The following is a 25752-nucleotide window of genomic DNA, read 5'->3' on the forward strand; positions in this document are numbered from 1 at the left end:
AAGACAATACTCAACTTTCAATAGGGTTAAGAGAATAAATTCAACCTTGACTAGGGTTAAGTAAAAAAACAATCAACTTATAGTCGGGTTAATGTAAAATCCATTCAACTTTTTTCAGGAAGGTACAAAGCACCTCTACCCTGGGTAATAATCCCCTCAATTGTAGCAACTCTGTAGGAGTTGCGATTAGCCGAAGGCGTTACCGCAGCAGAAAAATCAGCAAGCCGATGACAAATGCCACAACCCCTAATATTAAATAAGGTAACGACAAAACACAAAAAACCGCAGCATCTGCTGGCGGCTTCGCCTTGGTGGAGCTGGTGTCACCGCCCGTCGGAAAACGAGTTTTCCTCCTTGTCGTCGCGACCATCACGTGCTATGCGCATCGGCCAATAACGATGTCGATACCGTACGGTGTGGATGTCGATAGCGGCCGATGTGGATGCCGTTGACGGACGGTGCGCATCACGCAAGGGCATCTCTACACCCCCGAGGGCACCCTCGCCGGCTCGTAACATTTGACACGAAGGCTCGTGACATAAGGCACGTGAGCACGTAACAATTGATACGAGACCACGTGACATACGTTACGAGCCAGCCAAGGGAAACCCCAGCCGAGCCTTCACCAAGAGAAATGAGTGTTACTACAACCTCCACAAACGCAGCAAGAATGAAATCCCACCCCTTGGGAGAGTTGGGAGGGTCGTCGACAAGCTGTTGTTTTTGTACCGCCAACGGCGGACTTTTTGAACGGCCAAGGGCCGCTTTTTTTACCGTCGCGGCTGCTGTCGTCATGCCGTGCATGACGGTGGGGATGGTGAGGACGATGAGGAGGAAAACTCGTTTTCTGACGGGCGTCACCGACAGGCACACCCAGGCGAAGCCGACAGCTGTCACCACGGCTTTTTGTGTTTTGGTATCACCTTGTTTATTATTAATGATTGTAATATTTGCCGCTGTCCCGCAGATGTTCCTGCTGCGGTAACGCCTGCGGCTAAGCGCAACTCCTACAGAGTTGCTATCCTTCTTTGTACCAATACCCAGGGTAGAGGCGCTGCGCACCTCAACCCTGGGCTGAGAAATCGCAACTCCTACAGAGTTGCCAGGAGAAAGCCCCATCCTGGCCTTCCCCAAGGGGAAGGAACACAATGTCAATGGATTCGTATATGAATGGACATTTGTTCTCTCTTGATGATTATGCCTCGCCAATCTCCACACTTTATCTTTCCGCGACACATAGCGCCACGCCGATAACCCGAGGTTCAGAGTTGCCGGGGGTGCGTACCGTCTACGGCGCATATTGCCTATTGATTACGACGGGATGGGAATAGGCAAGAAGTCTTATCCCGGTTTTCCCAAGAAGGATGGGAAATTGTTTGCTTTTTGTTGTAACTTTGTACCTATTAATACATACAACGACAAAAAGCATTATGAAAATTGGAGTTTTCTGTTCGGCCAACAACAACATAGACCCCGACTTCTTCACGGCAACTGAGGAGATGGGGCGGTGGATGGCTGACAACGGGCATACGCTGGTATTCGGCGGCTGCAACATCGGCCTGATGCAGTGCATAGGCAAGGCGGTGAAGGACCATGGTGGCATGACGATAGGTGTGGTGCCCACGCTCGTGGAACGCGGTGGCAAGAAGTTTGCCGACCTGGATGTAGAGATTGCCTGTGACAATCTGAGCGACCGCAAGGACCTGCTGGTGGCCCAGAGCGACATCATCGTGGCTCTGCCTGGTGGCGTGGGAACCCTGGACGAGATATTCACCGTGGTGGCAGCCCACACGATAGGCTATCACAACAAGAGGGTGATAGTCTATGACCTGAAGGGGTTCTGGGGCAAACTCATCGAACTGCTCGACGATATGCAGGAGCGTGGCTTCGTGCGCGGGTCATGGCACGACTATATCGACGTGGCCCACTCGCTGGACGACATCGCTAAGCTCTGTGCCGGCTGAAGAGGCGGTTGACCACCACCGAGATGGCTCCGTCGCCGGTAACGTTGCAGGCGGTGCCGAATGAGTCCATCGCGATGTAGAGGGCGATGATGAGCGCCTGCTGCTCGTCGCTGAAGCCCAGGATAGACGCCAGGGGCGCCAGGGCTGCCATGATGGCTCCGCCGGGAACTCCGGGCGCTGCCACCATCATGATGCCGAGCATGAGGATAAAATTGATGAAGGTGAGGGTGTCGTGGCCCATGCCCTCCATGAGGCAGATGGCGAGCGCACACGAGGTAATCTTCATCATAGACCCCGACATGTGGATGGTGGCGCAGAGGGGCACGGTAAATCCGGCGATGCTCTCGCTCACGCCATTACGCATGGTCTGCTTGAGGGTCACGGGTATGGTGGCTGCCGACGACGAGGTGCCGAGGGCAGTGAAATAGGCAGGAAGCATGTTGTAGAGGAGTCTGAAGGGATTGCGGCGGGCAATGATGCCGGCAGCGACAAACTCGTAGAGCAGGATGAAAAGGTGGAGGATGAAGATGACCACGATGATACGGGCAAAGACGGCAAGGATATGGTAAGCCTGGCCAGACCGCGTCATATTGAGGAAGATGCCGAAGATGTAGATGGGCAGCAGGGGGATGATGGCCTTGGAGATGGTGGTGGCGATGACTGCCTTGAAGTCGGCAAAGAGTCCCTTGAGCGTGGGCAGCTGGGCATAGGCGATGCACAAGCCCACGACGAAGGAGAAGAGCAGACCACTCATCACATCAATGAGCGGCGGCACGGAGATGGTGAAATAGGGCTCGATGGCGGTGGCCTTCTCGACCTGGGCAGAGGTGACGCTGCCTATCATGTCGGGGAAGAGCCAGGAGCCGGTGCCAAAGGAGAGGAGTCCGGCAAAGACGGTATCGAGATAGGCTATGAGCACGGTGACGACCAGCAGCCGTCCGGCACCGCGACCGATATCGCCGATGGCGGGGGTGACCAGTCCGACGATGATAAGGGGTATCATGAAGCCCAGAAACTGGCCGAAGATGCTATTGAACGTGATGAACACACGGGTTAGGGGCAGAGGCAGCCAGTTGCCGACAACGATACCCAAGACGATGGCCACCAGGATGCGTGGCAGGAGTCCAAACTTAAATCTCTTCATAGGTCAGACGGTTGAGGAAAAACATTCAGAAAGGGAAAAACACAAAGGCGCAGGCGTCCCACACGGCGTGGGAGATGACAAGGGCGGTGAGCCACTGCGGGCGCAGACGGTAGAGAAGTCCCCAGAAGGCTCCTACCACCAGCGCAGCCATGAGCAGCATGAAATTGAAAGACCACACATGTATCAACGTATAGAGGGCAAGCGTGACGACAAACCCCACATTGACATTCCAGCGCTGGGAGAGGCGGCGCTGCACATAGCCGCGCCAGAAAATCTCCTCGGCAGGGCCGATGACAAGCAGGAGCAGCACGCCGATGAGGGTAGAGGCTGTGCCGCTCTTCATGCCATAAATCATGTCGACCTGGGGGCGGGCAAAGCTGAACAGCAGCTGCGACACCTTGTCGCCCACCCAGAACACGCACCACAGCACCAGGGCGATGACCAACCCCAGGGCCAGCTGGCTGGCGGTGGGGCGGATGTCGGCAAGCCACTGGCGGCAGAAGCAGGTGGAGAGGGTGACAAGGATGACGGCCGAGGCGGTCATGGCATACCAGAAGTTGACCATCGGAGCCGTCCAGGGCGAGAACATCACAAACCATAGCACAGCGGCCACAGCCACCGCTATCCAGACCCGAGAGTCGTTGATTTTTGCCGATTCCATCGTCATATTGTCCATGTTTTTATACAAAAGAGGCCAAAGCAAATCCAAGGGAGTAAGAGAGTCCGAAGACGAGCTGCAGCTGCGCCGACATCTGGTCGAGCACACCGATGTCCTGCTCGTCCTCGGCCTCTGCGGTCATCATCGCCCTGATGTTGCGCACGGCAACGGGCAGCGTGAGCAGCACAAGGAGCAGACAGAGGATGGTGGCAGAGTGGCCGAAATAAAATCCCATGACAAAGAGTACCAACAGATAGGGCACGACAAGATAGGCCACATAGAGGCGGCGCGACGCCTGCCACCCGAGGATGAGCGGGAGGGTAAGGAGTCCGGCCCGGCGGTCGTTGGCACGGTCTCGGGTATTGTTGGCATGGAGGATAGACACCGTGAGGAGTCCGTAGGGAAGACTGAGGAAAATCACGGGGAGATAGTAGACGCCTGTCATGACAAAGCAGGTACCCAGCGCGGGCAGCACGGCAAAGCAGAGCAGGATGTCGACATCGCCGAGGGCATGGGCCTTGAGCCAGGGATAACCCAAGGGCAACGCCACCGCAAGGACGCCTATCCACAGCACCTCAATGTCTGAACGGAAGAGGATAAGCACGCCCACGGCAGCACCTATGGCAAGGAGCAGAAGGCCATAGACCAATATCTCGCGCGGACGGAACACGCCCGACGATATCCAATGGACTCCATTGGGGCAGCCGGGGAGGTCTACGCGACGCACATGGTCGTAATAGTCGCTCACGAGGTTGCCTCCGCCATGGAGCAGCATAATCATCAGCAGGCTGAGGAAACCGTTGGCGTAGTCGGGAGCAGAGGCTGAAGACCCCAAGTCAATGTCGTGATGAGAAGCAAAGCACACAAAAGCCAACGTCGCTATCACGGGAATGGCAGAGGTGGAAAAAGACCAGGGGCGAAGCGCTATAAACCAGTCTTTCAGCGTGCGGGGATTACTCATCGGCAAGGAGCTTTTCGGCCATGGCTCTTCCCAGCGCCTCGCACTGAGCCTGAGTCTCGGCATTGAGAGACTGCTTCATCTCAACGGGAGTGCCGACGGCCTCGAAGTGAAGTCGGGTATCGTTCCACTCAGTAATCTTCTGCACGGCCTTACCTGCCCAGGCGTAGCTGCCAAACCACCCGAAGAGGCGGTCCTTGACGTCGCGGTTGGCAATCTCTGCCAGCAGCACATCCATCTCGTGGTAGAGTCCGGCGTTATAGGTGGGCGCACCGACGATGAGTCCGCGATACTTGAAGATATCCCGCAGGATGTAGCTGTGATGGGTCTTGGAGACATTGTAAAGCAGAATGTCCTTGAGGCCGGCTTTGGAGGCTGCCTCGGCTATGACCTCGGCCATGCGCTCGGTGTTGCCGTACATGGTGCCATAACAGATGACCAGGCCAGGCACTGTGGCGTAGCGGCTCATGCTGTCGTACATGCCCACGACCTTGTCGATGTAGCTGTGCCAAACCGGGCCGTGAGTGGAACAAATGTAGGCGAGCGGCAGACCGGCGAGCTTCTTCAGGGCGTTCTGCACAGGGATGCCATACTTACCCACGATGTTGGAGTAGTAACGGGTCATCTCGTCCCAGCACCAGTCGGTGTTGATGGCGTCATCGATGACACCTCCGTTGAGGGCTCCGAAGCAGCCAAAGGCATCTCCGCTGAAGAGGGTTTGGGTGGCAGACTCGTAGGTCATCATGGTCTCGGGCCAGTGAACCATGGGGGTGAGGTGGAAGGTAAGGTTGTGCTTGCCGAGAGCGATGGATTCGGCGTTTTTCACCTCTACACAGTTATCGGTGACACCATAGAAGCCCTCGAGCATACCGATGGCCTTCTTGTTGCCTATCACCTGCATATCGGGATAATACTGGCGCAGCAGGGCGATAGACCCGCTGTGGTCGGGTTCCATGTGGTTGATGACGAGATAATCGACGGGGCGACTGCCGATGACTTCGCGGATATTGCTGATATATCGGGCAAAGAAATCGACCTCCACGGTATCGATGAGACACACTTTGTCGTCGTCGATGAGGTAAGAATTGTAAGAGACTCCATATGGGAGCGGCCACAGTCCTTCGAAGAGCGACTTGTTGCGGTCGTTAACTCCTACATAGTAAATGTTATTATTAATAATGTTCATATTAAATATGATTTGGTAATTGCTTGTTGTTGCCGAAATCGACTGAGATATAGTTGTAGATACTCTTGCAACTCTCGGCGGCAAACGCCAGCGCGTCGGCGATGAGTCCGTCCCACTGCTGCTGCGTAAGCCCGCGGTCGAGATGGTCTCGGGTGATGCCCTGGCGCAGCAGACCGTAGATGAAACCGGCGTTGAAGTTGTCGCCGGCACCTATGGTACTCACTGTGTCGGTGGTGTCGACAGGGTATTCGCCCACCACGCCACCGTCGGCCAGCACCACGGCGGGCTGAGCGCCTCGGGTGCAGATGAAGCGCTTGCAGTAGAACGAGATTTCGGCTTTGTAGATGGTCTCGGGGTCCTGCTTGCGGTAGAGCACCTCGAAGTCGTCGACACTGCCACGTACAATGTCGGCATAGTCAAGGTTGTCGAGCAGATTGGGCGTGACCTTCATCACATCGGTGCGATGGGAAGGACGGAAGTTGATGTCGTAATAGATGATGGCACCGGCAGCGCGCGCCTGGTCAAGCAGGGCTACCACCTGCTGGCGCACGGCGGGGTCGAGGGCATAGTAGCTGCCTATGAGCACGATGTCGTCGGCGTGGAGGTCAGGGATATTGATGTCCTGGCGGTCTACCTTACAGTCGCGATAGAACATGTACTGGGCATTGTTGGCCTCATCGAGAAAGGCAAGCGACACGGGCGACTGGCCATGGGCAAAGCGCTGCACATAGTCGGCACAGACGCCATTGTCACTGAGAAAACTTACCACCTGGTCGCCGATACGGTCGCGGCCGGTATCGGTAAGCATCGTGGAAGCCACGCCACAACGGCCAAGGGAAATCATGGCATTGAAGACCGAACCTCCAGGCACAGCGCCCACAGGTTGGTTGTCCTTGAATATGATGTCGAGCACAGTCTCGCCTATTCCTATTACTTTGCGCATATCAGTTATTTTAGATGCAAATATCTATATTTTTACGCAATTATCAAAGCAAATTTCCGTAATTTTGCACATAATTATGGAATATAACTCATGCACTCTGTCGAATGGTCTGAGGGTGATACACCGCCCCTCGGCGTCACGGGTAGTTTTCTGCGGATATGGCGTGGCTGCAGGCTCGCGCCACGAAGCCAAAGATGACGAAGGAATCGCCCATTTCTGCGAGCACGTCACCTTCAAGGGCACTGAGCGGCGCAAGGCGTGCCACATCATCAACGCTCTTGAGCGCGTGGGCGGCGACCTCAACGCATTCACCAATAAGGAAGACACTTTCTTCTATGCCGCCGTGATGAACGACCATCTTGCGCGGGCGGTGGACTTGCTCTCCGACATGGTTTTCCATTCGGTCTATCCCCAGCACGAGATAGACAAGGAGGTGGAGATTATCTGCGACGAGATAGAGAGTTATCACGACAGCCCCGCCGAACTCATCTACGACGAGTTTGAGAACCTGGTCTTCGCCGGGCATCCCGTGGGCCACAACATCCTGGGCAATGCCGACAGGGTGAGACGCTTCACCACCGCCGATGCGCTCCGCTTCACGCGCGAGCATTACCGTGCCGACCGCGCCATCTTCTTCGCTTACGGCGACATAGACTTCGGCCGACTCACCCGTATGCTGTGCAAGGCTATGGACTGCACGGTAGCTGCCAAGGGTACCCAGCGCAAGCCATTTTCGCCCATTCCATCGCCATTCATGCAGCCGCTTACGGGTCAGACCATCGTGAGCGAGCGCCATACCCACCAGGCCCACGTGATGATGGGCAACCGCACCTTCGACATCCACGACCCAAGACGCATAGCGCTCTTTGTGCTCAACAACATCCTGGGTGGACCGGGCATGAATGCCCGCCTGAACATGGCATTGCGCGAGCGCCACGGACTGGTCTACACCGTGGAGAGTTCGATGGTCTGCTATGGCGACACAGGCATGTGGGCCACCTATTTCGGCTGCGACCCTCACGACGTGAAGCGCTGTATGCGCCTGGTGAGGAGCGAGCTCAACCGCGTGTGCGACCACAGCCTCACCGAGACCCAGCTCGCCAACGCCAAGCGCCAGTTGAAGGGGCAGATAGGCATCGCCTGCGACAACAGGGAGAACTTTGCCCTCGATTTTGCCAAGAGCTTCCTCCATTATGGTTGGGAGAAGGACACCGAGCGGCTGTTTGCCCAGATAGACAGCGTTACCGCCGCCGACATACAGCAGGTGGCGCAGACGGTCTTTGACCCTACGCAGCTCACCACGCTTATATATAAATAAGGTATCAGAGATAGAGTATCGACTCGTTGCCCTGGTTGAAGAGGAGGTCGAGGATGCTCAGATTAGGAATGAATCCATGCCGCTGGGCATAGACCTGATAATAACGCTGAGGACAGAAAGCCGCATCAGGCAGCGGCTTCTTCGGACGTATAGACTCACGATAATCACCGATAGCATCGGCATTATCGTGAGTTTCTGTTTTGATATAGCTCTCGGTGGCACCCACATCCACACGCAGGTCGAGCAGCTCTATCATCTTGTACATGATGGCCTCGTTGAAGTCATACAGAAACTCCCACTTCTGCTCGAAGAAGGGACGGATGTCATCCTGATAATACTCAAAGAAAGCACTCTCGCCGTAGGCCGAAGCGAGGGCGTTCCAGTGCACATGCCGCCAGTTGGCGTGGTCAGAGATACGGATATCGGTGATAAGCATCGAGTCGTCGTGGGTCACGGGGATAGAGAGCGTCTGCGCGCCATTGGCCGTGGCGATGACCATGCGGTTGCGGTAGGTCTGCTTGATGAAACTCTCATGCCGCTCTATCAGACAGGGCTTATGCCGGTGGAGTTTCTGATACCATTGTATCGGACCGAAATAAGTGGTGGAAAGAAGGGCTGGTGTCAGCGTATCGGGAGAAACCATCGCGAGTTGTCGAAATAATAATTGTTGAAATTGTAGATGACCGAGGTGGCTCTGCCGATGATGTCGCTCTCGGCGACGAGCATATCGCCGCCATGCTGGTTGGGGTTGACGATGCATGACGACATGCAGCCACAGGTACACACCTGGCATCCACGCGGGATGACATACATCTGGCCGTCAATCTTGACCGTATCGCCGGGCACAGCCACTACTCTACCCATCATTACAGCCCTCTTTGCAGCAGAAGAGACAGGCGCATCGAAAGCGATGAAATCGCCCTTTTCTACCGTTTTACGGGCTATACGGCAGTAGCTTATCCAGTCGTTGCCACCCACACGCAGTCCATAGCTCCAGCGATTTACCAGCACTCTGTCGCCCTGCTTCACGGCAGGGGCGAGCGTGTTGTCGGGGATGGTGTAGATGGTACATACAGACACACGAAACAGGAAGAGCAGCACTGCTGCCGCTGCCACAATCAATAGGGTTTTGACAGTGCCGCTCATAGTCCTACTTACTTGATGTTATCTACCCAACGGAACAGACGGCTCCATCGTATGCCGCCGAAGCCCTTACGGTCGGGGTCAGAGCTCCACCAGATGAAGATGGGCTTGCCCACCACGTGGTCTTCGGGCACAAATCCCCAGTAGCGCGAGTCTTCCGAGTTGTGACGGTTGTCGCCCATCATCCAGTAGTAGTCCATCTTGAAGGTATAGCTCTTGGCCTGCTTGCCGTTGATGAAGATGCGGCCTCGGTCGTCGACGCGCAGGTCGTTGTCTTCATACACCTTGATGCAGCGCTCATAGATGGGCAGATTCTTCAGGGTCAGCTGGATGCTCGCGCCCTTCTTAGGAATCCACACGGGACCATAGTTGTCGCGGGTCCATCCGGTGTAGGCGTTCTTAGGATAGAGTTCGAAGGTCGAGGGGTCGTTGTAGAACACCACGGAGTCTACCAGATCCTTGCGCTCACGCAGCGCCTTGACGGCACGGGCCGTGAGGGGCATATATCCGTTCTGGTTGAGCGACAGCAGGTCTTCCATAGAGATACCCAGCTGCTGCAGCATCTCGTCGGGGATTTCCTTGCCCGGCTTCAGGGCTACCGCATAGGCATACTGCACATTGTCGGGCTCCTTGTTGGCCTTGCCGTCGAGATAGACGATATGGTTCTTGATTTGGAGGGTCTGTCCGGGCAATCCCACACAGCGCTTCACATAGTTCTCACGACGGTCGGTAGGACGGCTGCTGATGTCGCCAAAATCCGTGGGCATGCTGGCCAGATAGTGGCGGCCCAGCCCGTAGATTTCACCATAGTAGCGGCGCTGCTCCATAGGGTTCATGCTGCTCACATCGGGCGTGGCACCGTACTTCTGCTCATAGAGGTTGGCGCCGAAGCCGTAGACCATAGAGTAGTACTGGGTGGAATAGCGCTCTTCGGTGAGGATGCTGTCGCCGGCAGGATAGTTGAACACCACGATGTCATTGAGCTCCACATGGCCCAAGCCCTTCACGCGGCGATAGTCCCAGTGGGGCCAGGAGATGTAGCTGTTGGTATTGATTACGGGCAGCGTGTGCTGGGTGAGAGGCATGGTGAGCGGGGTCTGCGGGATGCGGGGGCCATAGCTCACCTTGCTCACAAAGAGATAGTCGCCCGTGAGCAGACTCTTCTCAAGCGAAGAAGAGGGGATGACATAGTTCTGGAAGAAGAAGAGGTTGATGAAGTAGACAGCCACCAGTGCAAACACGAGGGCGTCGACCCAACTCATCACAAACCTCACAGGAGCCTCGGCATCACGCCACCACTGCCAGCGTATCTTCTTGGTGATATACACATCAAAGATGAAGGGCACAACCACCAGGCCGAGCCACGATTTCACCCATACGAGAAAGAGAAGATACAGTGCCAGTACAACCACAAACTTGGTCCACTGCACTTTCATATTGAGTTTGGCTTTTGTCTTGTCTATCATAGTCGTTTAGAATTTGAAGAGGTCTGAAGTAGTGAGCAGTCCGCTGTGCTGGGCGGTAAACTCGGCAGCCAGCACGGCACCGAGGGCGAAGCCCTTGCGCGAGTGGGCGCTGTGCTCGATGCTTATCATGTCGGCCTCAGAGTCGTAGATGACGGTATGGATGCCGGGCACCTCGCCGTCGCGCACGCAGTTGATGACCAGGTCCTCGTCGGTGATGTTGCCGTCACCTTCGTCCTGGTGGCCGTCCTCGGTCCAGTAAGTCACACCGCGTTTCCAGTCCTTCTTGCGGTCTATGTTGTCGATGATGTCCTCTGCCAGAGTGATGGCGGTGCCGCTGGGGGCGTCGAGTTTGTGCACGTGGTGGGTTTCCTGCATGCACACATTGTACTCGTCAAACTGGTTCATAATCTTGGCCAGATAGCGGTTGACGGCCGAGAAGATGGCCACGCCGATGCTGAAGTTGGAAGCCCAGAAGAGGGTGTTGGCGCCGTCCTTGGTCAGGTTGACCACATCGTCCTTATGGTCTTTCATCCAGCCTGTAGAGCCGCTCACCACCTTCACGCCATGGCTGAACGCCTTGAGGTAGTTGCCATAGGCGGCAGTAGGATTGGTGAACTCGATGGCCACGTCGGCCGAAGCGAACTCAGGCGAGTCGAAATCGTCTTGGTTGTTGACATCGATAATGCTTACAATCTCGTGGCCGCGTTGACGGGCAATCTCTTCTATCATGTGCCCCATCTTACCGTAGCCGATAAGTGCTATTTTCATATCTTGCTTGCTGTTTGTTCTGTTTGTCCCGCCCGTCACCGCGCTTTGCGTGCGATGGCTTGTGGGCATCAAGGGCAAAGTTAAACATAAAATTTGGGATAATCCGCCATTGGTCACGATTTTTTACCTCCCACAGCAGCATTTTTACCTTATTATATATATAGAGGGCTGCTGTTAACGTGATTTAAGAGGACGCAGAGGCCGAAACTGCCGTAGCGACGGCCGCCCTGCCGACCGCTCCGCTATCGCCAAGGGGCGTCGCCATGACACGCCCCCACCCCTCCCGCCGCAGCCGACGGGGCGGCGAAAAGTGATTAGTTTGATGGCGCACAGCATATTTTCATCCACATCCAACGGGCGTTTGCGAAAAAAATCGTATTTTTGCACGATAAGTATTTTGCTCACGCCAATGGAACAACTGCTGCACTATGTATGGAAACACAAGATGTTTCCGTTAGGCCATCTCTCCACCACCGACGGGCTGGAGGTCGAGGTGATAGACCCGGGACTGCACAACAACAATGCCGGACCCGACTTCTTCAACGCCAAGATACGCATCGACGGCACCCTGTGGGTGGGCAACATCGAAATCCATACCCGTTCTTCCGACTGGTATCAGCATGGCCATCAGCGCGATGCACGATACAACAACGTGATACTGCATATAGCCGAGACGGTAGACACCGATGTGGTGACCGAGAGCGGAGAGCGCCCGCCGCAGCTCCAGCTCAGCGTGCCCCAGGACATCAGTATGCGCTATACCGAGCTCGCCGCCACCGACAAATACCCACCCTGTTACCACATCATTCCGTCGCTGAGCCGCCTCACCGTACACAGCTGGATGAGCGCACTGCAGACCGAGCGGCTGGAACAGAAGACCGAAGCCATAGGACAACGGCTGAAGCGATGCAACGGCTCGTGGGAAGCAGCCTACTTCGTCACGCTGGCGCGCAACTACGGTTTCGGCGTCAATGGCGACGCCTTTGAGACCTGGGCATACCACATCCCGCTGAACGATGTGGCCCACCATCGCGACGACCTTTTCCAAGTAGAAGCCATGTTTATGGGCCAAGCCGGGCTGCTCGCCCCTGAAGCCGTCCCGGAGCGTTATCGCGACAGCGCCAACCACGACGACTACTGCTGCCGACTGCGCAGCGAGTACCGCTACCTCGCCCACAAGTTCGGCCTTACGCCTATGGACCACCATCTATGGAAGTTTCTGCGGCTGCGACCACAGAACTTCCCCCACATACGCATCTCGCAGCTGGCGCAGCTCTACTTCTCGCGCCAGGCAGGGCTGAGCCGCATACTCGAGTGTACCACCGTCGCCCAGTTGGCCGAGGCGCTGCACACATCTGTCACCCCCTACTGGAAGACCCATTACACCTTTGGCTCCGAAGCCGAGAGCAACGACAAGCAGATGTCGCCCTTCTCCATCAATCTGCTCATCATCAACACCGTCATTCCCCTGCTCTTCGCCTACGGGCGCTACAAGGGCAACGAGGCGCTCTGCGACCGCGCCTTCAGTCTGCTCGAACAGGCCCACGCCGAAAACAACCACATCGTGAGGCTCTGGCGCGAGTGCGGACTGGAGGTCGAGAATGCAGGCGACTCCCAGGCGCTCATCCAGTTGAAGTCGGCCTACTGCGACCGCCGCGACTGTCTGCGCTGCCGTTTCGGCTACGAGTATCTGAAAGCCCGATGAAATGGGCCGAAACCGCCCCCAACACTGTCACCATTATAGACAAACAGCATACAACCCATAAGACAATGATAAAGAAGTATATCTTTGAGACCCGCATGGAAGTGAGAGACTACGAGTGCGACATCCAGGGCATCGTCAACAATGCCAACTATCTGCACTATACCGAGCACACCCGCCACCTCTTCCTGAAGCACACGGGGCTGAGCTTTGCCGAGATGCACAGCCGCGGCATCGACGCCGTAGTGGCGCGCATGAACCTGCAGTACAAGCAGCCGCTCAGATGCGACGACGTGCTCATCTCCCGGTTGGCCTTGCGCAAGGAAGGCATACGCTGGGTGTTCGACCACGACATCTTCCGCGCCAGCGACGAACGCCTCTGCTTCCGTGCCACCGTCGAACTGGCGGTGCTCATCAACGGCCGCTTGGGCACAAGCGACGAGTACGACAAGGCTTTTGCCCCCTATCTCAACGACAGCACGCACCCATGAGCCACGAGCAAGACGTCATCCACGCCATCACCCTCACCCGCATAGGCTTCTACAACATGGCGGGCATGCTCGACCTCCTGCGCCGGGCAGGGTCTGCCACGGCCATCATGGAGCATAGCGCCGACATACGCCAACTGGTGCCCGACGCCTCGCCCAGGCTGGTAGAGGCTTTCCGCAACAGCGGCGACGCCGCCCATCGTGCCGAGGTAGAGTATGCGTGGGCCATGGAGCATGGCGTAAGGGTGCTCTGCTATGGCAGCAGCGACTATCCGCAGCGACTCAACGACTGCCCCGACGCGCCGCTGGTGCTCTACTACAAGGGCAATGCCGACCTCAACCAGCAGCGCGTCATCAACATCGTGGGCACGCGCCGCTGCACGGTCTACGGACAGGACATCATACGCCGCTTTGTCGCCGACCTGCGACAGCTGTGTCCGCGCGTGCTCATCGTGAGCGGACTGGCTTACGGCGTAGACATCTGTGCCCACCGCCAGGCGCTCCAGCAGGGCTTTGAGACTGTGGGCGTGCTGGCACACGGGCTCGACGACCTCTACCCCACCGCCCACCGCGACACGGCGGTGCAGATGCTGCACCAGGGCGGACTCGTCACCGAGTTTATGACCCAGACGCGTGCCGACAAGATGAACTTCGTAAGGCGCAACCGCATCGTGGCGGGCATGGCCGATGCCACCCTGCTCATCCAGAGCGCTGCCAAGGGCGGCGGACTCATCACCTGCGACATCGCCCAGAACTACGGCCGCGACGTGTTTGCCTTCCCCGGTCCGGTGGATGTCGAGGAATGTCGCGGATGCAACAACCTGATACGCGACAACGGCGCTGGACTCATTACCTCGGCCGAGGACTTTGTCAATGCCGTCAACTGGAACGACCACAGGCTGCTCGAAGCCACGCGCATGGGCATTGAGCGGCAGCTGTTTCCCGACCTCTCGGCAGAGGAGCAGACCGTCGTCGACGTGCTCAGCGCCACCAACGACCTGCAGGTCAACCTGCTCACCGTCAAGACCGGCATACCCATATCGCGCCTCTCGGCACTGCTCTTCACGCTCGAGATGAAGGGCGTGGTAAGGTCGCTCGCCGGCGGAATGTATCATCTGCTCAAATAAGTAAGTTATGAAAATAGGAAATATAGACCTGGGCACACGCCCACTCTTTCTGGCGCCGATGGAAGACGTCACCGACATAGGCTTCCGCATGCTCTGCAAGCGGTTTGGCGCCGCCATGGTATATACCGAGTTCGTATCGGCAGAGGCCATCATCCGCTCGATACGCTCCACGCTCAACAAGATGGTGCTGCACGACGAAGAACGGCCCGTGGGCATACAGATTTACGGCCGAGACACCGCCTCGATGGTCGAGGCTGCCAAGATAGTGGAAGAGGCCAAGCCCGACGTGATAGACATCAACTTCGGATGCCCCGTCAAGAAGGTGGCGGGCAAAGGCGCCGGAGCCGGCATGCTGCGCAATGTGCCGCTCATGCTCGAAATCACGCGCGAGGTGGTCAAGGCGGTCAACGTGCCCGTGACGGTCAAGACCCGACTGGGATGGGACAGCGACAACCTCATCATCACCCAACTGGCTGAGCAGCTGCAGGACTGCGGCATACAGGCGCTCACCATCCACGGCCGCACACGCAGCCAGATGTACACCGGACAGGCCGACTGGTCTCTCATAGGCGAGGTGAAGCGCAACCCGCGCATACATATACCCATCATCGGCAACGGCGACATCGACTCGCCTGAGTCGGCACGACGCGCGTTCGACGACTATGGCGTGGATGCCGTGATGATAGGCCGCGCCACCTTCGGCCGCCCATGGATATTCCAGGATATACGCGAGGGACGCGACACGCTGACGCTCGACGAGAAGATTGACGTACTCAAGGAGCAGTTGCGCATCAACGTGGAGCGCATTGACGAATACAGGGGCATACTCCACACCCGCCGGCATCTCGCGGCAAGTCCCATATTCAAGGGCATACCCGATTTCAAGCAGACGCGCATAGCCATGCTCAGGGCTGACACCGTAGAGGCGCTCACGGACATTCTCGAGGAGTGTCGCCACAGGCTCAAAGCCATAGAAGAGCATAACGAATAGTGAGTGACTGCGCTCACACCGCACATCACTGACCACACAGCAATCCCCGGACAGCCCACAACAGGCAGTCCGGGGATTTTATGTTGACTCCGCCCTGCCTGTCAGCACAAGTGGGTGTGACTGGGATGATGTTATGACGACCTTCTATGACGACAAACGCTATATGACAATAAAATAAAACCGCATGGGAAAAAACAAACATACTATAGCTTGGTTATCGGTTAATGACAAGTTCTATTTAGTTATTGCAGGGCGCAAATCACTCATATAGAACCTCAAATTATGGAAATATTGACATGAAAGTAATATCAATGAGTGCGCTACGCACATCAACAGGTATGGACAAAAAAAAGAGCCAAAAGGGAATCTTCTATCAGATGCCTCCGGCTCTTTGGGTATTTATATAAAGAATGTGTATGTCTGTATAAGACGGCTATTTTCTATTAAGTTAGATTTTTATGCGTACTTGGAGTAAATCATGTTGAACACGTGGTTGTCCTCGCTGGTCATGGGCGCATAGGCGCCTACGTAGTCGATGGTCTGGTCGGTCACCTCACAGTCAGCGTTACCCGCGAAACGATAGACGATGCTGTCGTTCTCCACATAGAAGTTGGGGAAGTAAGCCTCGTTCATCATGTCCATGGTAGGGTTCATACACATGCCAAAATCTATGCGGTCGTCATAGATCACGATATTGGCTGTAGGATTCTCTGACAGCATGATGCCGTGCTCGATGGCCTCGGAGAGATACATGCAGGCTGTGCGGGTGATGTTCTTCACCGAAGAATCCACTGTGATGTCCAGATTGTCGAATTTTGAGTACATAACTCTTGCGTTTTGATGGTTTTCTTTTTCCTTAATGGTCTTTCCCGTTGCGGGATTATCCTTTACAATTTTTTGTCCACGCTGAGTGGCTTGCTTGATTGTTGCAAAGGTAATGGGAAATCTCGCGCACCACAAGAAAATAATCTGCGCGCATCTCCCATTTGGTCATTTTGTCCGTAATTTTGGTTTTAATATGATTTTTATGCGTCATTTGGTCATTTTTCTTATACAAGTACACTTTTTAGACATATCCTCTATTTTTCCCGTTTTCATCGTGTTTTGGTTGAGCAATGCGACACTTTGAACAGTCCTGTACATAGGAAAGTCACAGCACATGACTATAGCCACATTGGGCAAGAATGTTTTTTGGCGGTCGCACATAATATTTCCAACCCTTTCGTCGTTTATATAGAAAAGGACCGAAATGAAAGCATTGGACATCGACAGCCAGCCCTGTCTCATCCACACGGCAGGCACACCCAAGGCGGTGCTCATACAGCTGACCGCCCGCCACGAGCGCAAGACCATAGACAGCGAACTGAGCCTCATAGAGCAAGGCTCCCAGATGGGCTTTGTCTTTGTGGGCATCGACCTGCAGCAGTGGGCACTCTCCCTCATGCCCTGGGCCGACGAGGCAGTGGCGAGAGACCCCGAGGTGGGGCGTCACGCCATAGATACGCTCGGCTATGTGACCCGCCGGCTGCTGCCCTATATATATAATAGGTATGGACAGCTGCCCTGTATCCTCGGAGGCTACTCTCTGGGCGGACTCTTCAGTCTCTGGGCGGCATCGGAGTGTCCTCTCTTCGACGCAGTGGCGGCAGCCTCGCCCTCGGTGTGGATAAAGGACTGGGACAACTATGCCGACAGCCACCCCAGCATGGCACGCAAGGTATACATGAGCCTGGGCGACCGCGAAGAGCATGCCCGCAACCAGCGCATGGCCGCCGTGGGCGACTGCATACGCCGCCACCACGAGCGGCTCAAGGCACAGCTGGGCTCCGGCAGCACCACGCTCGCATGGAACAAGGGCGGCCACTTCGACCACGAAGACCAGCGCATGGCCGACGCCTTCCTCTGGTGTCTCGAGCGCATCGACTGCGATAAAATGGACGAAAACAAACGATAACCGCACAACTACTGATATGAAGAAGACCCTCATCTCTACCCTGGCGCTGCTCATGGCAGCCCTCGGCGCCAAGGCGCAGACAGCGCCCGCTACGTCGCAGCGCCCCGAAGTGCTCATCGAGACCACTATAGGCAACTTCCGTCTGCAGCTCTACAATGAGACGCCGCAGCACCGTGACAACTTTCTCAAGCTCATCCGTACCCACCACTTCTATGACTCGCTGCTCTTCCACCGCGTCATCCCCGACTTCATGATACAGGCGGGCGACCCGCGCAGTAAGCATGCCCCCGCCGGCGAACTGCTGGGCAACACCTCGCTCGACTATACCCTGCCCGCCGAGATACGGCTGCCGCAGATTTTCCACAAGCGCGGCGCACTGGCGGCTGCCCGCGAGGGCGACAAGACCAACCCCGAGCGACGCTCGAGCAGCACCCAGTTCTATATCGTCTATGGCAAGGTGTGCGACGAGACCACCCTGGAGCGCGGACGGCAGAACCTGAAACAGCTCTTCGGCGACAGCATCACCATGAGTCCTGAGATGGAGCGCGTCTATACCACCCTGGGCGGCACACCCCATCTCGACGGTGCCTATACGGTGTTTGGCGAGGTGACAGAGGGCATGGATGTGGTCGAGAAGATACAGGCGGTGGAGCGCGACACCAATGACCGTCCGCTCACCGACGTGCGCATCGTCAGAGCCACCATCACGCGCGATGTGCCGGGCATGGAGCCCCGTCCCAAGGCCACTCCCAAGCGCACAAAGAGAATGGCAAGACGCAGATAAACAACAACTTTTGCCGTCTTTTCTTGCGTATCTTGGTTTTTATTGGTAATATTGCATATCTTTTTATTCCTGAAAGCAATAGACATATACCATACAAACCCTAATAATTGGAATGATACGCTCTGCAATGACTCTGCTGGCACTGTGTGGCTCACTGCTCGTACAGGGGCAGACAAGTTCGATGAAATCGGGCTTTTTGAACCCTCCACATGAGGCTCGCCCTCAGGTGTGGTGGCACTGGCTGAACGGTAACATCACCCCCGACGGCATCCGCAAGGACCTCGAGTGGATGCACCGTGTGGGTATCAGCGGTGTGCACCTCTTCGACGCCGGACTGAACACACCACAGATAGTGCCGCAACGCGTGAAATACATGACACCCGAGTGGAACGACTGTCTGAGGCTGGCCGTAGGGCTGGCAGACTCGCTCGGCATGGACATCGTGCTGCCCTCGGCACCCGGCTGGAGCAACACCGGAGGTCCATGGGTAACGCCCGACGACGCCATGAAACGCATAGAGTGGCGCGACACCGTTATCAACGGCGGCACCCTCACGAGCATGGCGCTGCCCGCACCCTACACCCACAGCGGAGAATACCAGAATTATCGCAACAAGGGCAAGGGCGTAAAGCAGACACCATATTATAAAGACCTGTATGTCATCGCGGTGCCGGTGGCAGACGATGCCGTGGGGATGGCAAGCATGGTAAAGCGCATCACCACGTCGGAAGGCAGCATCAACGGCAGCCACCTCTACGACGGCGACTTCACCCACACCTTCGCAATAGGGCCGCGGAAGAAGCAGGCTTGGATACAAGTGGAACTGGACAGCCCCCGCACCATCAGGTCGATGACCATAGCCGACTCGCATCTGCTGGGCGCATGGGAGAAATACCCCAACAACCCCACCAAATACCTCGAAGCCAGCGACGACGGCCGTGAGTGGCGGCGCGTATGCAACGTGCCCAACGGCGCCACGCCCCGCCTCACCCTCTCTCTGCCACCTACCGAGGCACGATATTTCCGTCTGGTCTACCAGCCCAATGCCCGACCAGCGACAATCAGCGAGTTTACGCTCAGCACAGAGAGTCGCGTCAACCACAGCGAGGAAAAGGCTGGCTTTGGCGGTCCGCTGCGTCTCATCGACTACCCCACCCACACCGGCAGCCATGCCACGGGGCTGGACAGCGTCATCGACCTCACCCGATATATGGACGCTCAGGGGCGGCTCAGCTGGCAGGCTCCCGAGGGACGATGGCGAATATACCGCTTCGGCTACTCACTGACGGGCAAGACCAACCATCCGGCGTCGCCCGAAGCGACCGGACTGGAGGTAGACAAACTCGACTCGACCGCCGTGCGCCGCTACATGGAGGCATACATAGACACCTACCGCTGCGTGGTGGGCGACAGCATGATAGGGCGCGTGGTCAACGGTCTACTCATAGACAGTTATGAAGCGGGATATGCCACCTGGACCCGCCACATGCGTGAGGAGTTCAGGAGCAGGCGCGGATATGACCTGCTGCCCTACCTTCCGGCACTGGCAGGCGAGGTAATCGGGTCGGCAGAGGCGTCAGACAGGTTTCTCGACGACTGGCGCCTGACGCTGGGCGAGCTCATCACCGACAATCTCTATGGTCAGGTTGGGCGCATAGCCCATAAGCTGGGTCTCACCACTTACTTTGAAGCCATGGAAAACAGTCGCCCGTTTGTCGGCGATGGACTGGCACCCAAGTGTAAGGCCGATATACCGATGGCGGCAATGTGGGCACGCACGCAGACACTTGATTTCACCCAGAAAATGTTCCTCGAAATGCAGGCAGACCTCATGGAGTCGGCTTCGGCTGCCCATGTATTCGGGCGCAAGCAGGTGGCGGCAGAGTCGTTTACGGCTTACGGCCCGTCACAGGGCGACAGTCTGGTCTACGGGCTCTATCCGGCTATGCTCAAGCGCATTGCCGACCTCGAATTTGCCTGTGGCGTCAACCGCATCGTCATCCACGAGAGTGCCCACCAGCCCATCGACAGCATGGTGCCGGGTCTGAGTCTCGACATCTATGGCATGTGGTTCAACCGGCTGAGCACCTGGGCCGAGCAGGCTCGTGGCTGGACAGACTATATGGCTCGCAGCAGTTATATGCTGCAACAGGGCAACAATGTGGCTGATGTCGCCTACTTCTATGGCGATGAAGCCAACGCTACGGCACTCTTCGACAAGCAGAAACCAGCCATTCCATCGAGCTGTAACATGGATTTCATCAACAGCGACATCCTCTGCCACCACCTCGATACAGACGGCGGCCGGCTCGTGACTCCGGGCGGCAGCCGCTACCGCATGCTGGTGCTTGGAGGTACCTCGGACCGACTCTCTCTGGCGTCGCTGCAAGCCGTGAAGAGGCTGGCAGACCAGGGGGCGACCATCGTGGGGCGGCGTCCGGCACGGGCTATGGGGCTGAAGACAGACTCGGCTGAGTTTGACCGCATCGCCGACGACCTCTGGAGTGGCAAGCGTGACAACATCGTCGACACCGGCTCGACCCGCCATGCCATCGACTCGCTGCTCGATGTGCCCGACTTCCGCTGCACGCACATGGACAGCATCCGCTACGTACACCGCACCACTGGAGATGCTGAGATTTACTGGGTCAACAACCGTTCGAAGAGCGATATGCACGATTGGTTTGAGTTCAGGACCACTGGGCGCAAGCCACAGATATGGAACGCCGTGACAGGCGAAATCAGCGACGTGACCTACATGACTGGCAGCCGCTCGACCTACGTGGAAATGGATTTGAAGTCGGCAGATGCGCTGTTTGTCGTCTTCAGCGGCGAGGCCGACAAGCGTCTGCGTCACCACGCAACGGAGTCTCTGCCGCTCAGAAGTGACACGATAGCCAGTCCATGGCGCGTGGTATTCGGACGGAAGATGGGCACGCCAGACGCCATCGTGATGGACTCGCTCAAGTCGTATATCGACACCACGCTCGCCATAGCCAACCCGACCGAGGCTCGGGCAATAAAATACTTCTCGGGCACCGCCGCCTATCACAACCGTTTCTTCCTCGGCGCTGTCGACAGTGCCCAGACTTACCGGATAGACTTGGGCACGGTCAACTATATGGCTGAGGTTTGGGTCAACGGCAAATACTGCGGATTAACGTGGTTTTCGCCCCATTCCATCGACATCTCGGCGGCGGTGAAGTCGGGCGAAAACACGCTGGAGATACGCGTAACCAACCCATGGAAGAACCGCATCTGCGGCGACAAACTCGCCAAGGCCGGGGAGACAACCTACACGTGGACCTCGTATCCCTGGAGCAAGAAAACCAAGAACATACTGATGCCCGCAGGACTCTTGGGGCCCGTCACCATCACCTTATATAAATAAAGGGCAAGCGCGGCGGAAGCGACGACAATCTCCACGGGAGCGACGGCAATCTCCAAGAGCGCAATGGTCATCACCACGAGTGCAAAGGTCATCTCCACGAGCGCGAAGGTCATCTCCAAGAGCGCGAAGGTCATCTCCACGAACGCAATGGTCATCACCACGAGTGCGGAGATACCCCCGACGCAAGACAGGGTAATCAATCGGAAAACAAGAACAAACAACAACATAACCACTATGAACTGGAAAAGAAACATCATGCTTACGGCGCTGGCCTCGATAACGATAGGCGCAGCGGCACAAACCGATGTACTGAAGGAGGGATTTATAAATCCGCCACAGAGCGCCCGCCCGCGCGTGTGGTGGCACTGGATGAACGGCAACATATCCCGCGACGGCATCCGCAAGGACCTCGAATGGATGAATCGGGCAGGACTCGGCGGCATCCATATCTTCGACGCCGGAAAGAAGACACCACAGGTGGTGCCACAACGCATCATCTACATGACACCCGAATGGAAAGAGTGCTATGCGTATGCTGTGGCGTTGGCAGACTCGCTCGGCATGGAAGCGACGATGACCGCCACGCCGGGGTGGAGTAACACGGGAGGACCGTGGGTGAAGCCCTGCGACGCCATGAAGAAACTGGTATGGAGGGAGGTCACCGTCAAGGGAGGCAAGACCATCAACATGACGCTGCCTGAACCCTACAGCGTGAGCGGAGCCTTCCAGAACATCAGGGCGAGGGGCACCGCGTCAAGCAAGACCTACTACAAGGACATCGCCGTGGTGGCTGTGAGGACCAACGGCGAGATGGCGCTCGGAGAGATGGGCGCGAAGGCGACGGCGAGCAACGGCGCGATAGACCTGACCATGCTCACCGACGGCGACATGGCAAAGACGCAGAAGCTGACTGCCGACAGCACCGGCAAGGTGGCTTGGATAAAGATAGAACTCGACAAGGCATACACCATCAGGGCATTGGCTATGGGCGACGGGCGTCAGCACAGTCAGTGGCGCAACAAGCGGCCCGCGCCGACCAAATGGTTGGAAGCAAGCAATGATGGTCTGCACTTCACCAAGGTATGCGACCTGGTGCTTGGAGGTGCTCCGCTGACCACCGTGGACATCACGCCGACCACGGCGCGCTACTTCAGAGTGGTATGGAAAACCGACCGCCGTCCACTCGCCATCAGCGAGCTCAACCTGTTTACCTCCTTCCGCGTGAACCATGCCGAAGAGAAAGCCGCGTTCGGCACGCCGGTCGACCTGCCGCTCTACCCCACGCCAGAGACCGACAAGGCCACGGCGCTGACTGATGTGATAGACCTCACTCATCTCACCGACAGCACCGGAAGGCTCACGTGGAAAGCGCCGATGGGCCGCTGGCGCATACTGCGCTTCGGCTACTCGCTCACGGGCAAGATGAACCATCCCGCGTCGCCCGAGGCGACCGGACTCGAGGTCGACAAGATGTCGGCAGAGGCTGTGCAGCGATATATAAGCACCTATCTCGCCACTTATGTCGACGCCTCGCGCGGCATGATGGGCAAACGCGGACTCCAGAACCTGCTCATCGACAGTTATGAGGCAGGAATAGCCAACTGGACGCCACGAATGGCAGAAGAGTTCAAAGCCCGACGCGGCTACGAACTGCTGCCGTGGATGCCGGCATTGGCGGGAACCATCGTAGAGAGCAGCGAAAAGACCGACCGGTTCCTCTTCGACTGGCGCCGAACCATCGGAGAGCTCATCGAGCAGAACCTCTACCGCCAGGTAGCCGACACCATGAAGGCGCGGGATATGGGTACCTACTTCGAGAGCCACGAGTCGTGCCGCGTCTATGAAGCCGACGGCATGGCTGTCAAGCAATACTGCACTATCCCTATGGGTGCGATGTGGGCGAGTGAACCCGTGATGCACATGAATGACCGCGGCGAGACCGGCAAGCAAGGTGACATACGCGAATCGGCGTCTGTGGCTCACATCTATGGTCAGAATCTGGTCGCCGCCGAATCCCTTACATCCAACGGACTGGACGGCGACGGACTGGCTTATTCCCTCACGCCCAACCTGCTCAAGCCTGTCGCCGACCTCGAATTCGCCAGCGGCGTCAACCGTATCGTCATCCACGACAGTGCCCATCAGCCGATAGATACCAAGGTTCCGGGAGAGGGACTGGAGGTCTACGGACAGTGGTTCCACCGTCACGAGACTTGGGCAGAGCAAGCCCGCCCGTGGGTAGACTATCTCTCGCGCACCAGTTATATGCTCCAGCAGGGCAGATATGTCGCCGACGTAGCCTACTACTATGGCGACGACAACAATGTTACCGGACTCTTCTACGCCAACCAGCCCCAGGTTCCGCCGACAGCGTCTTACGACTATGTCAACACACCCGCGCTGACGGAGCAGTTGACCTGCAGCGACGGCAAGATAACCACGCCATCGGGGATGACCTACCAGGTGCTCGCCCTCGACGCCAACACCCAGCGTATGACCGTTCCTGCGCTGCGCCACATCGCCGCGATGGTCGACAAGGGCATGAAACTCTGCGGCGCAAGACCCCAGGCAGTGCTCAGCCTCAACGATGACAAGGCAGAGTTTGACCGCCTGGTAGCCGAGATATGGGATGCCAACCGTCCCAATGTCAAGGAGAGCGCCAGCATCGCCGACGCCCTCGCCGCATGGGGCATCGCGCCCGATTTCTACTGTGACCACATGGACAGCCTGCGCTTCGTACACCGACAGACGCCACAGGCAGAGATATACTGGGTCAACAACCGCAGCTACCAGACACGCTCTCTTGACGCGAGGTTCAGGGTGACGGGCATGAAGCCTTACTTGTGGCATCCCGAGACGGGCGAGGTGAGTGCAGTAGACTACACCCCCGCTGCTGGTTATACCCAGGTAAGTCTGCAGATGAACCCCGGCGAAGCCTACTTCATCGTCTTCCGCACCGAGAGCGACCCCACGGCGGCAGAGGCTGTCAAAGTCGACGCCCAGACCGTCGCCGCCACGCTCGAGGGCCCCTGGACCGTGACCTTCCAGCCCGACAGAGGCGCACCGGCACAGACCACGATGGCGCAGTTGCGCTCGCTCAGCGAGAGCGACGACGCGGGCATCCGCTACTTCGCCGGCACCGCCACATACCGCAACTCTGTGAAGCTCACCAAAGCCCAGATACACGGCAAGCGGCTCTGGATAAACCTCGGGCAGATGAGCGCACTGGCAGAGGTCATCGTCAATGGCAAGAACATGGGCATACTCTGGCGCGCACCGTTCTCTACCGAGATTACCGACGCCCTACGTCGTGGCAACAATGACATCGAGATACGCGTCACCACCCTCTGGCGCAATCGCATCATCGGCGACCAGCAGCCCGATTGTCCCAAGCGTTACACCTATACCTCCTATCCTTTCTACAAGAAAGATTCCAAGTTGCAGCCTTCAGGTCTGATAGGCCCAGTGACACTGACGGAAACGCCAAGATAACAACAAAAATCACCGATTTCATCGATAAAACAGCGGTGGGGCAGACTCCAGACACACATCTGGTTTCTGCCCCACCGCTTGTTTGTTTGCCACCGCCAGCAGCCATCCCAGCGCACGCCAAGCTCATCCCAGCGATGCCACATACCATCCCCTCGCTCACCAAGTTCCTCCCAACGATGCCCCATGTCATCACCCTGCGCGCCAAGGTCACCCCCACGCTTCCAAATGCATCTAAAAGAAAAGCCGCCAGCTAAACTCACGTTCTGCTGACGGCA

General features: G+C 57.0%; 22 protein-coding genes. 11 read left to right on the forward strand and 11 right to left on the reverse strand.

The annotated features are described in order from the left end of the window. The first annotated feature begins 634 nt into the window (after positions 1 to 634). Positions 635 to 985 carry a hypothetical protein gene (locus tag CIK94_RS13985; RefSeq protein ID WP_144008297.1) on the forward strand — a complete coding sequence of 117 codons (351 nt, stop codon included), beginning with the start codon at positions 635 to 637 and terminating at the stop codon, positions 983 to 985. 445 nt (positions 986 to 1430) lie between these two features. Continuing rightward, positions 1431 to 1964 carry a TIGR00730 family Rossman fold protein gene (locus CIK94_RS04895; protein ID WP_094388819.1) on the forward strand — a complete coding sequence of 178 codons (534 nt, stop codon included), beginning with the start codon at positions 1431 to 1433 and terminating at the stop codon, positions 1962 to 1964. Here the strand turns inward: CIK94_RS04895 and CIK94_RS04900 are convergent. The 5 genes from CIK94_RS04900 to CIK94_RS04920 are packed head-to-tail and all read right to left on the reverse strand — an operon-like array spanning position 1945 to position 6853. Continuing rightward, positions 1945 to 3108: a dicarboxylate/amino acid:cation symporter gene (locus tag CIK94_RS04900; protein ID WP_094388820.1), complete on the reverse strand. Its 1164-nt coding sequence runs from the start codon at positions 3106 to 3108 to the stop codon at positions 1945 to 1947. The genes CIK94_RS04895 and CIK94_RS04900 overlap by 20 nt on opposite strands. 25 nt (positions 3109 to 3133) lie before the next feature. Next, positions 3134 to 3784, reverse strand: coding sequence for a CPBP family intramembrane glutamic endopeptidase (locus CIK94_RS04905; protein WP_254046138.1), 651 nt, complete (start codon positions 3782 to 3784; stop codon positions 3134 to 3136). Between the two features lie 4 nt (positions 3785 to 3788). Further along, positions 3789 to 4727 carry a prenyltransferase gene (locus CIK94_RS04910; protein WP_158216514.1) on the reverse strand — a complete coding sequence of 313 codons (939 nt, stop codon included), beginning with the start codon at positions 4725 to 4727 and terminating at the stop codon, positions 3789 to 3791. Further along, positions 4720 to 5910, reverse strand: coding sequence for an FprA family A-type flavoprotein (locus CIK94_RS04915; RefSeq protein ID WP_094387333.1), 1191 nt, complete (start codon positions 5908 to 5910; stop codon positions 4720 to 4722). Before CIK94_RS04915 ends, CIK94_RS04910 begins: the two co-directional genes overlap by 8 nt. Before the next feature lies 1 nt (position 5911). Further along, positions 5912 to 6853, reverse strand: coding sequence for a carbohydrate kinase (locus CIK94_RS04920; protein ID WP_094387332.1), 942 nt, complete (start codon positions 6851 to 6853; stop codon positions 5912 to 5914). A gap of 76 nt (positions 6854 to 6929) precedes the next feature. On the opposite strand from CIK94_RS04920, the gene CIK94_RS04925 reads away from it, so the two are divergent. Then, positions 6930 to 8171 carry a pitrilysin family protein gene (locus tag CIK94_RS04925; protein WP_094421623.1) on the forward strand — a complete coding sequence of 414 codons (1242 nt, stop codon included), beginning with the start codon at positions 6930 to 6932 and terminating at the stop codon, positions 8169 to 8171. Between the two features lie 4 nt (positions 8172 to 8175). On the opposite strand, the gene CIK94_RS04930 is transcribed toward CIK94_RS04925, so the two are convergent. The 4 genes from CIK94_RS04930 to dapB are packed head-to-tail and all read right to left on the reverse strand — an operon-like array spanning position 8176 to position 11548. After that, a complete protein-coding gene (locus tag CIK94_RS04930) occupies positions 8176 to 8814 on the reverse strand; it encodes a WbqC family protein (protein WP_094421626.1) in 639 nt (212 codons plus the stop codon). Beyond that, positions 8793 to 9317, reverse strand: coding sequence for a signal peptidase I (lepB, locus tag CIK94_RS04935; protein WP_022309847.1), 525 nt, complete (start codon positions 9315 to 9317; stop codon positions 8793 to 8795). Before lepB (CIK94_RS04935) ends, CIK94_RS04930 begins: the two co-directional genes overlap by 22 nt. Before the next feature lie 8 nt (positions 9318 to 9325). After that, a complete protein-coding gene (lepB, locus tag CIK94_RS04940) occupies positions 9326 to 10780 on the reverse strand; it encodes a signal peptidase I (RefSeq protein WP_094421628.1) in 1455 nt (484 codons plus the stop codon). A 6-nt stretch (positions 10781 to 10786) separates the two neighbouring features. After that, the gene (gene dapB / locus CIK94_RS04945; RefSeq protein WP_022309849.1) at positions 10787 to 11548 is read right to left on the reverse strand and encodes a 4-hydroxy-tetrahydrodipicolinate reductase; all 762 of its coding nucleotides are present in this window, start codon (positions 11546 to 11548) and stop codon (positions 10787 to 10789) included. Between the two features lie 409 nt (positions 11549 to 11957). Here dapB and CIK94_RS04950 point away from each other — a divergent pair, with 409 nt between their 5' ends. The 4 genes from CIK94_RS04950 (at position 11958) to dusB (ending at position 15856) form a co-directional block, all read left to right on the forward strand. Then, a complete protein-coding gene (locus CIK94_RS04950; RefSeq protein WP_094421631.1) occupies positions 11958 to 13253 on the forward strand; it encodes a DUF2851 family protein in 1296 nt (431 codons plus the stop codon). A 68-nt stretch (positions 13254 to 13321) separates the two neighbouring features. Then, positions 13322 to 13741 (forward strand): thioesterase family protein, encoded by a 420-nt coding sequence (locus tag CIK94_RS04955; protein WP_094387351.1) that lies wholly within the window; start codon positions 13322 to 13324, stop codon positions 13739 to 13741. Continuing rightward, positions 13738 to 14865, forward strand: a complete 1128-nt coding sequence (gene dprA / locus CIK94_RS04960; RefSeq protein WP_094421633.1) for a DNA-processing protein DprA — start codon at positions 13738 to 13740, stop codon at positions 14863 to 14865. Before CIK94_RS04955 ends, dprA begins: the two co-directional genes overlap by 4 nt. 7 nt (positions 14866 to 14872) lie before the next feature. Next, positions 14873 to 15856, forward strand: a complete 984-nt coding sequence (gene dusB / locus CIK94_RS04965) for a tRNA dihydrouridine synthase DusB (protein WP_094387326.1) — start codon at positions 14873 to 14875, stop codon at positions 15854 to 15856. Between the two features lie 456 nt (positions 15857 to 16312). On the opposite strand, the gene CIK94_RS04970 is transcribed toward dusB, so the two are convergent. Then, the gene (locus CIK94_RS04970; protein WP_094387325.1) at positions 16313 to 16681 is read right to left on the reverse strand and encodes a hypothetical protein; all 369 of its coding nucleotides are present in this window, start codon (positions 16679 to 16681) and stop codon (positions 16313 to 16315) included. Between the two features lie 424 nt (positions 16682 to 17105). Between CIK94_RS04970 and CIK94_RS04980 the strand changes: the two genes are divergently transcribed. The 3 genes from CIK94_RS04980 to CIK94_RS04990 all read left to right on the forward strand — a co-directional run bounded on the left by CIK94_RS04980 (position 17106) and on the right by CIK94_RS04990 (position 21985). After that, on the forward strand, positions 17106 to 17810 hold the full coding sequence (locus CIK94_RS04980) for an alpha/beta hydrolase-fold protein (RefSeq protein WP_094421635.1): 705 nt from the start codon (positions 17106 to 17108) through the stop codon (positions 17808 to 17810). Between the two features lie 16 nt (positions 17811 to 17826). Next, entirely contained in the window at positions 17827 to 18594 is a 768-nt protein-coding gene (locus CIK94_RS04985) for a peptidylprolyl isomerase (protein WP_094421637.1), read from the forward strand. A gap of 112 nt (positions 18595 to 18706) precedes the next feature. Then, positions 18707 to 21985, forward strand: a complete 3279-nt coding sequence (locus CIK94_RS04990; protein WP_094421639.1) for a glycosyl hydrolase — start codon at positions 18707 to 18709, stop codon at positions 21983 to 21985. Here the strand turns inward: CIK94_RS04990 and CIK94_RS13990 are convergent. Further along, positions 21889 to 22212 carry a hypothetical protein gene (locus CIK94_RS13990; protein WP_144008298.1) on the reverse strand — a complete coding sequence of 108 codons (324 nt, stop codon included), beginning with the start codon at positions 22210 to 22212 and terminating at the stop codon, positions 21889 to 21891. The genes CIK94_RS04990 and CIK94_RS13990 overlap by 97 nt on opposite strands. 7 nt (positions 22213 to 22219) lie before the next feature. On the opposite strand from CIK94_RS13990, the gene CIK94_RS04995 reads away from it, so the two are divergent. Next, complete coding sequence (locus tag CIK94_RS04995; RefSeq protein ID WP_094421641.1) at positions 22220 to 25477, forward strand: glycosyl hydrolase; 3258 nt, start codon at positions 22220 to 22222, stop codon at positions 25475 to 25477. Positions 25478 to 25752 lie beyond the last annotated feature (275 nt).

The sequence above is a fragment of the Prevotella sp. P4-51 genome, from assembly GCF_002251455.1.
Lineage (GTDB): Bacteria > Bacteroidota > Bacteroidia > Bacteroidales > Bacteroidaceae > Prevotella.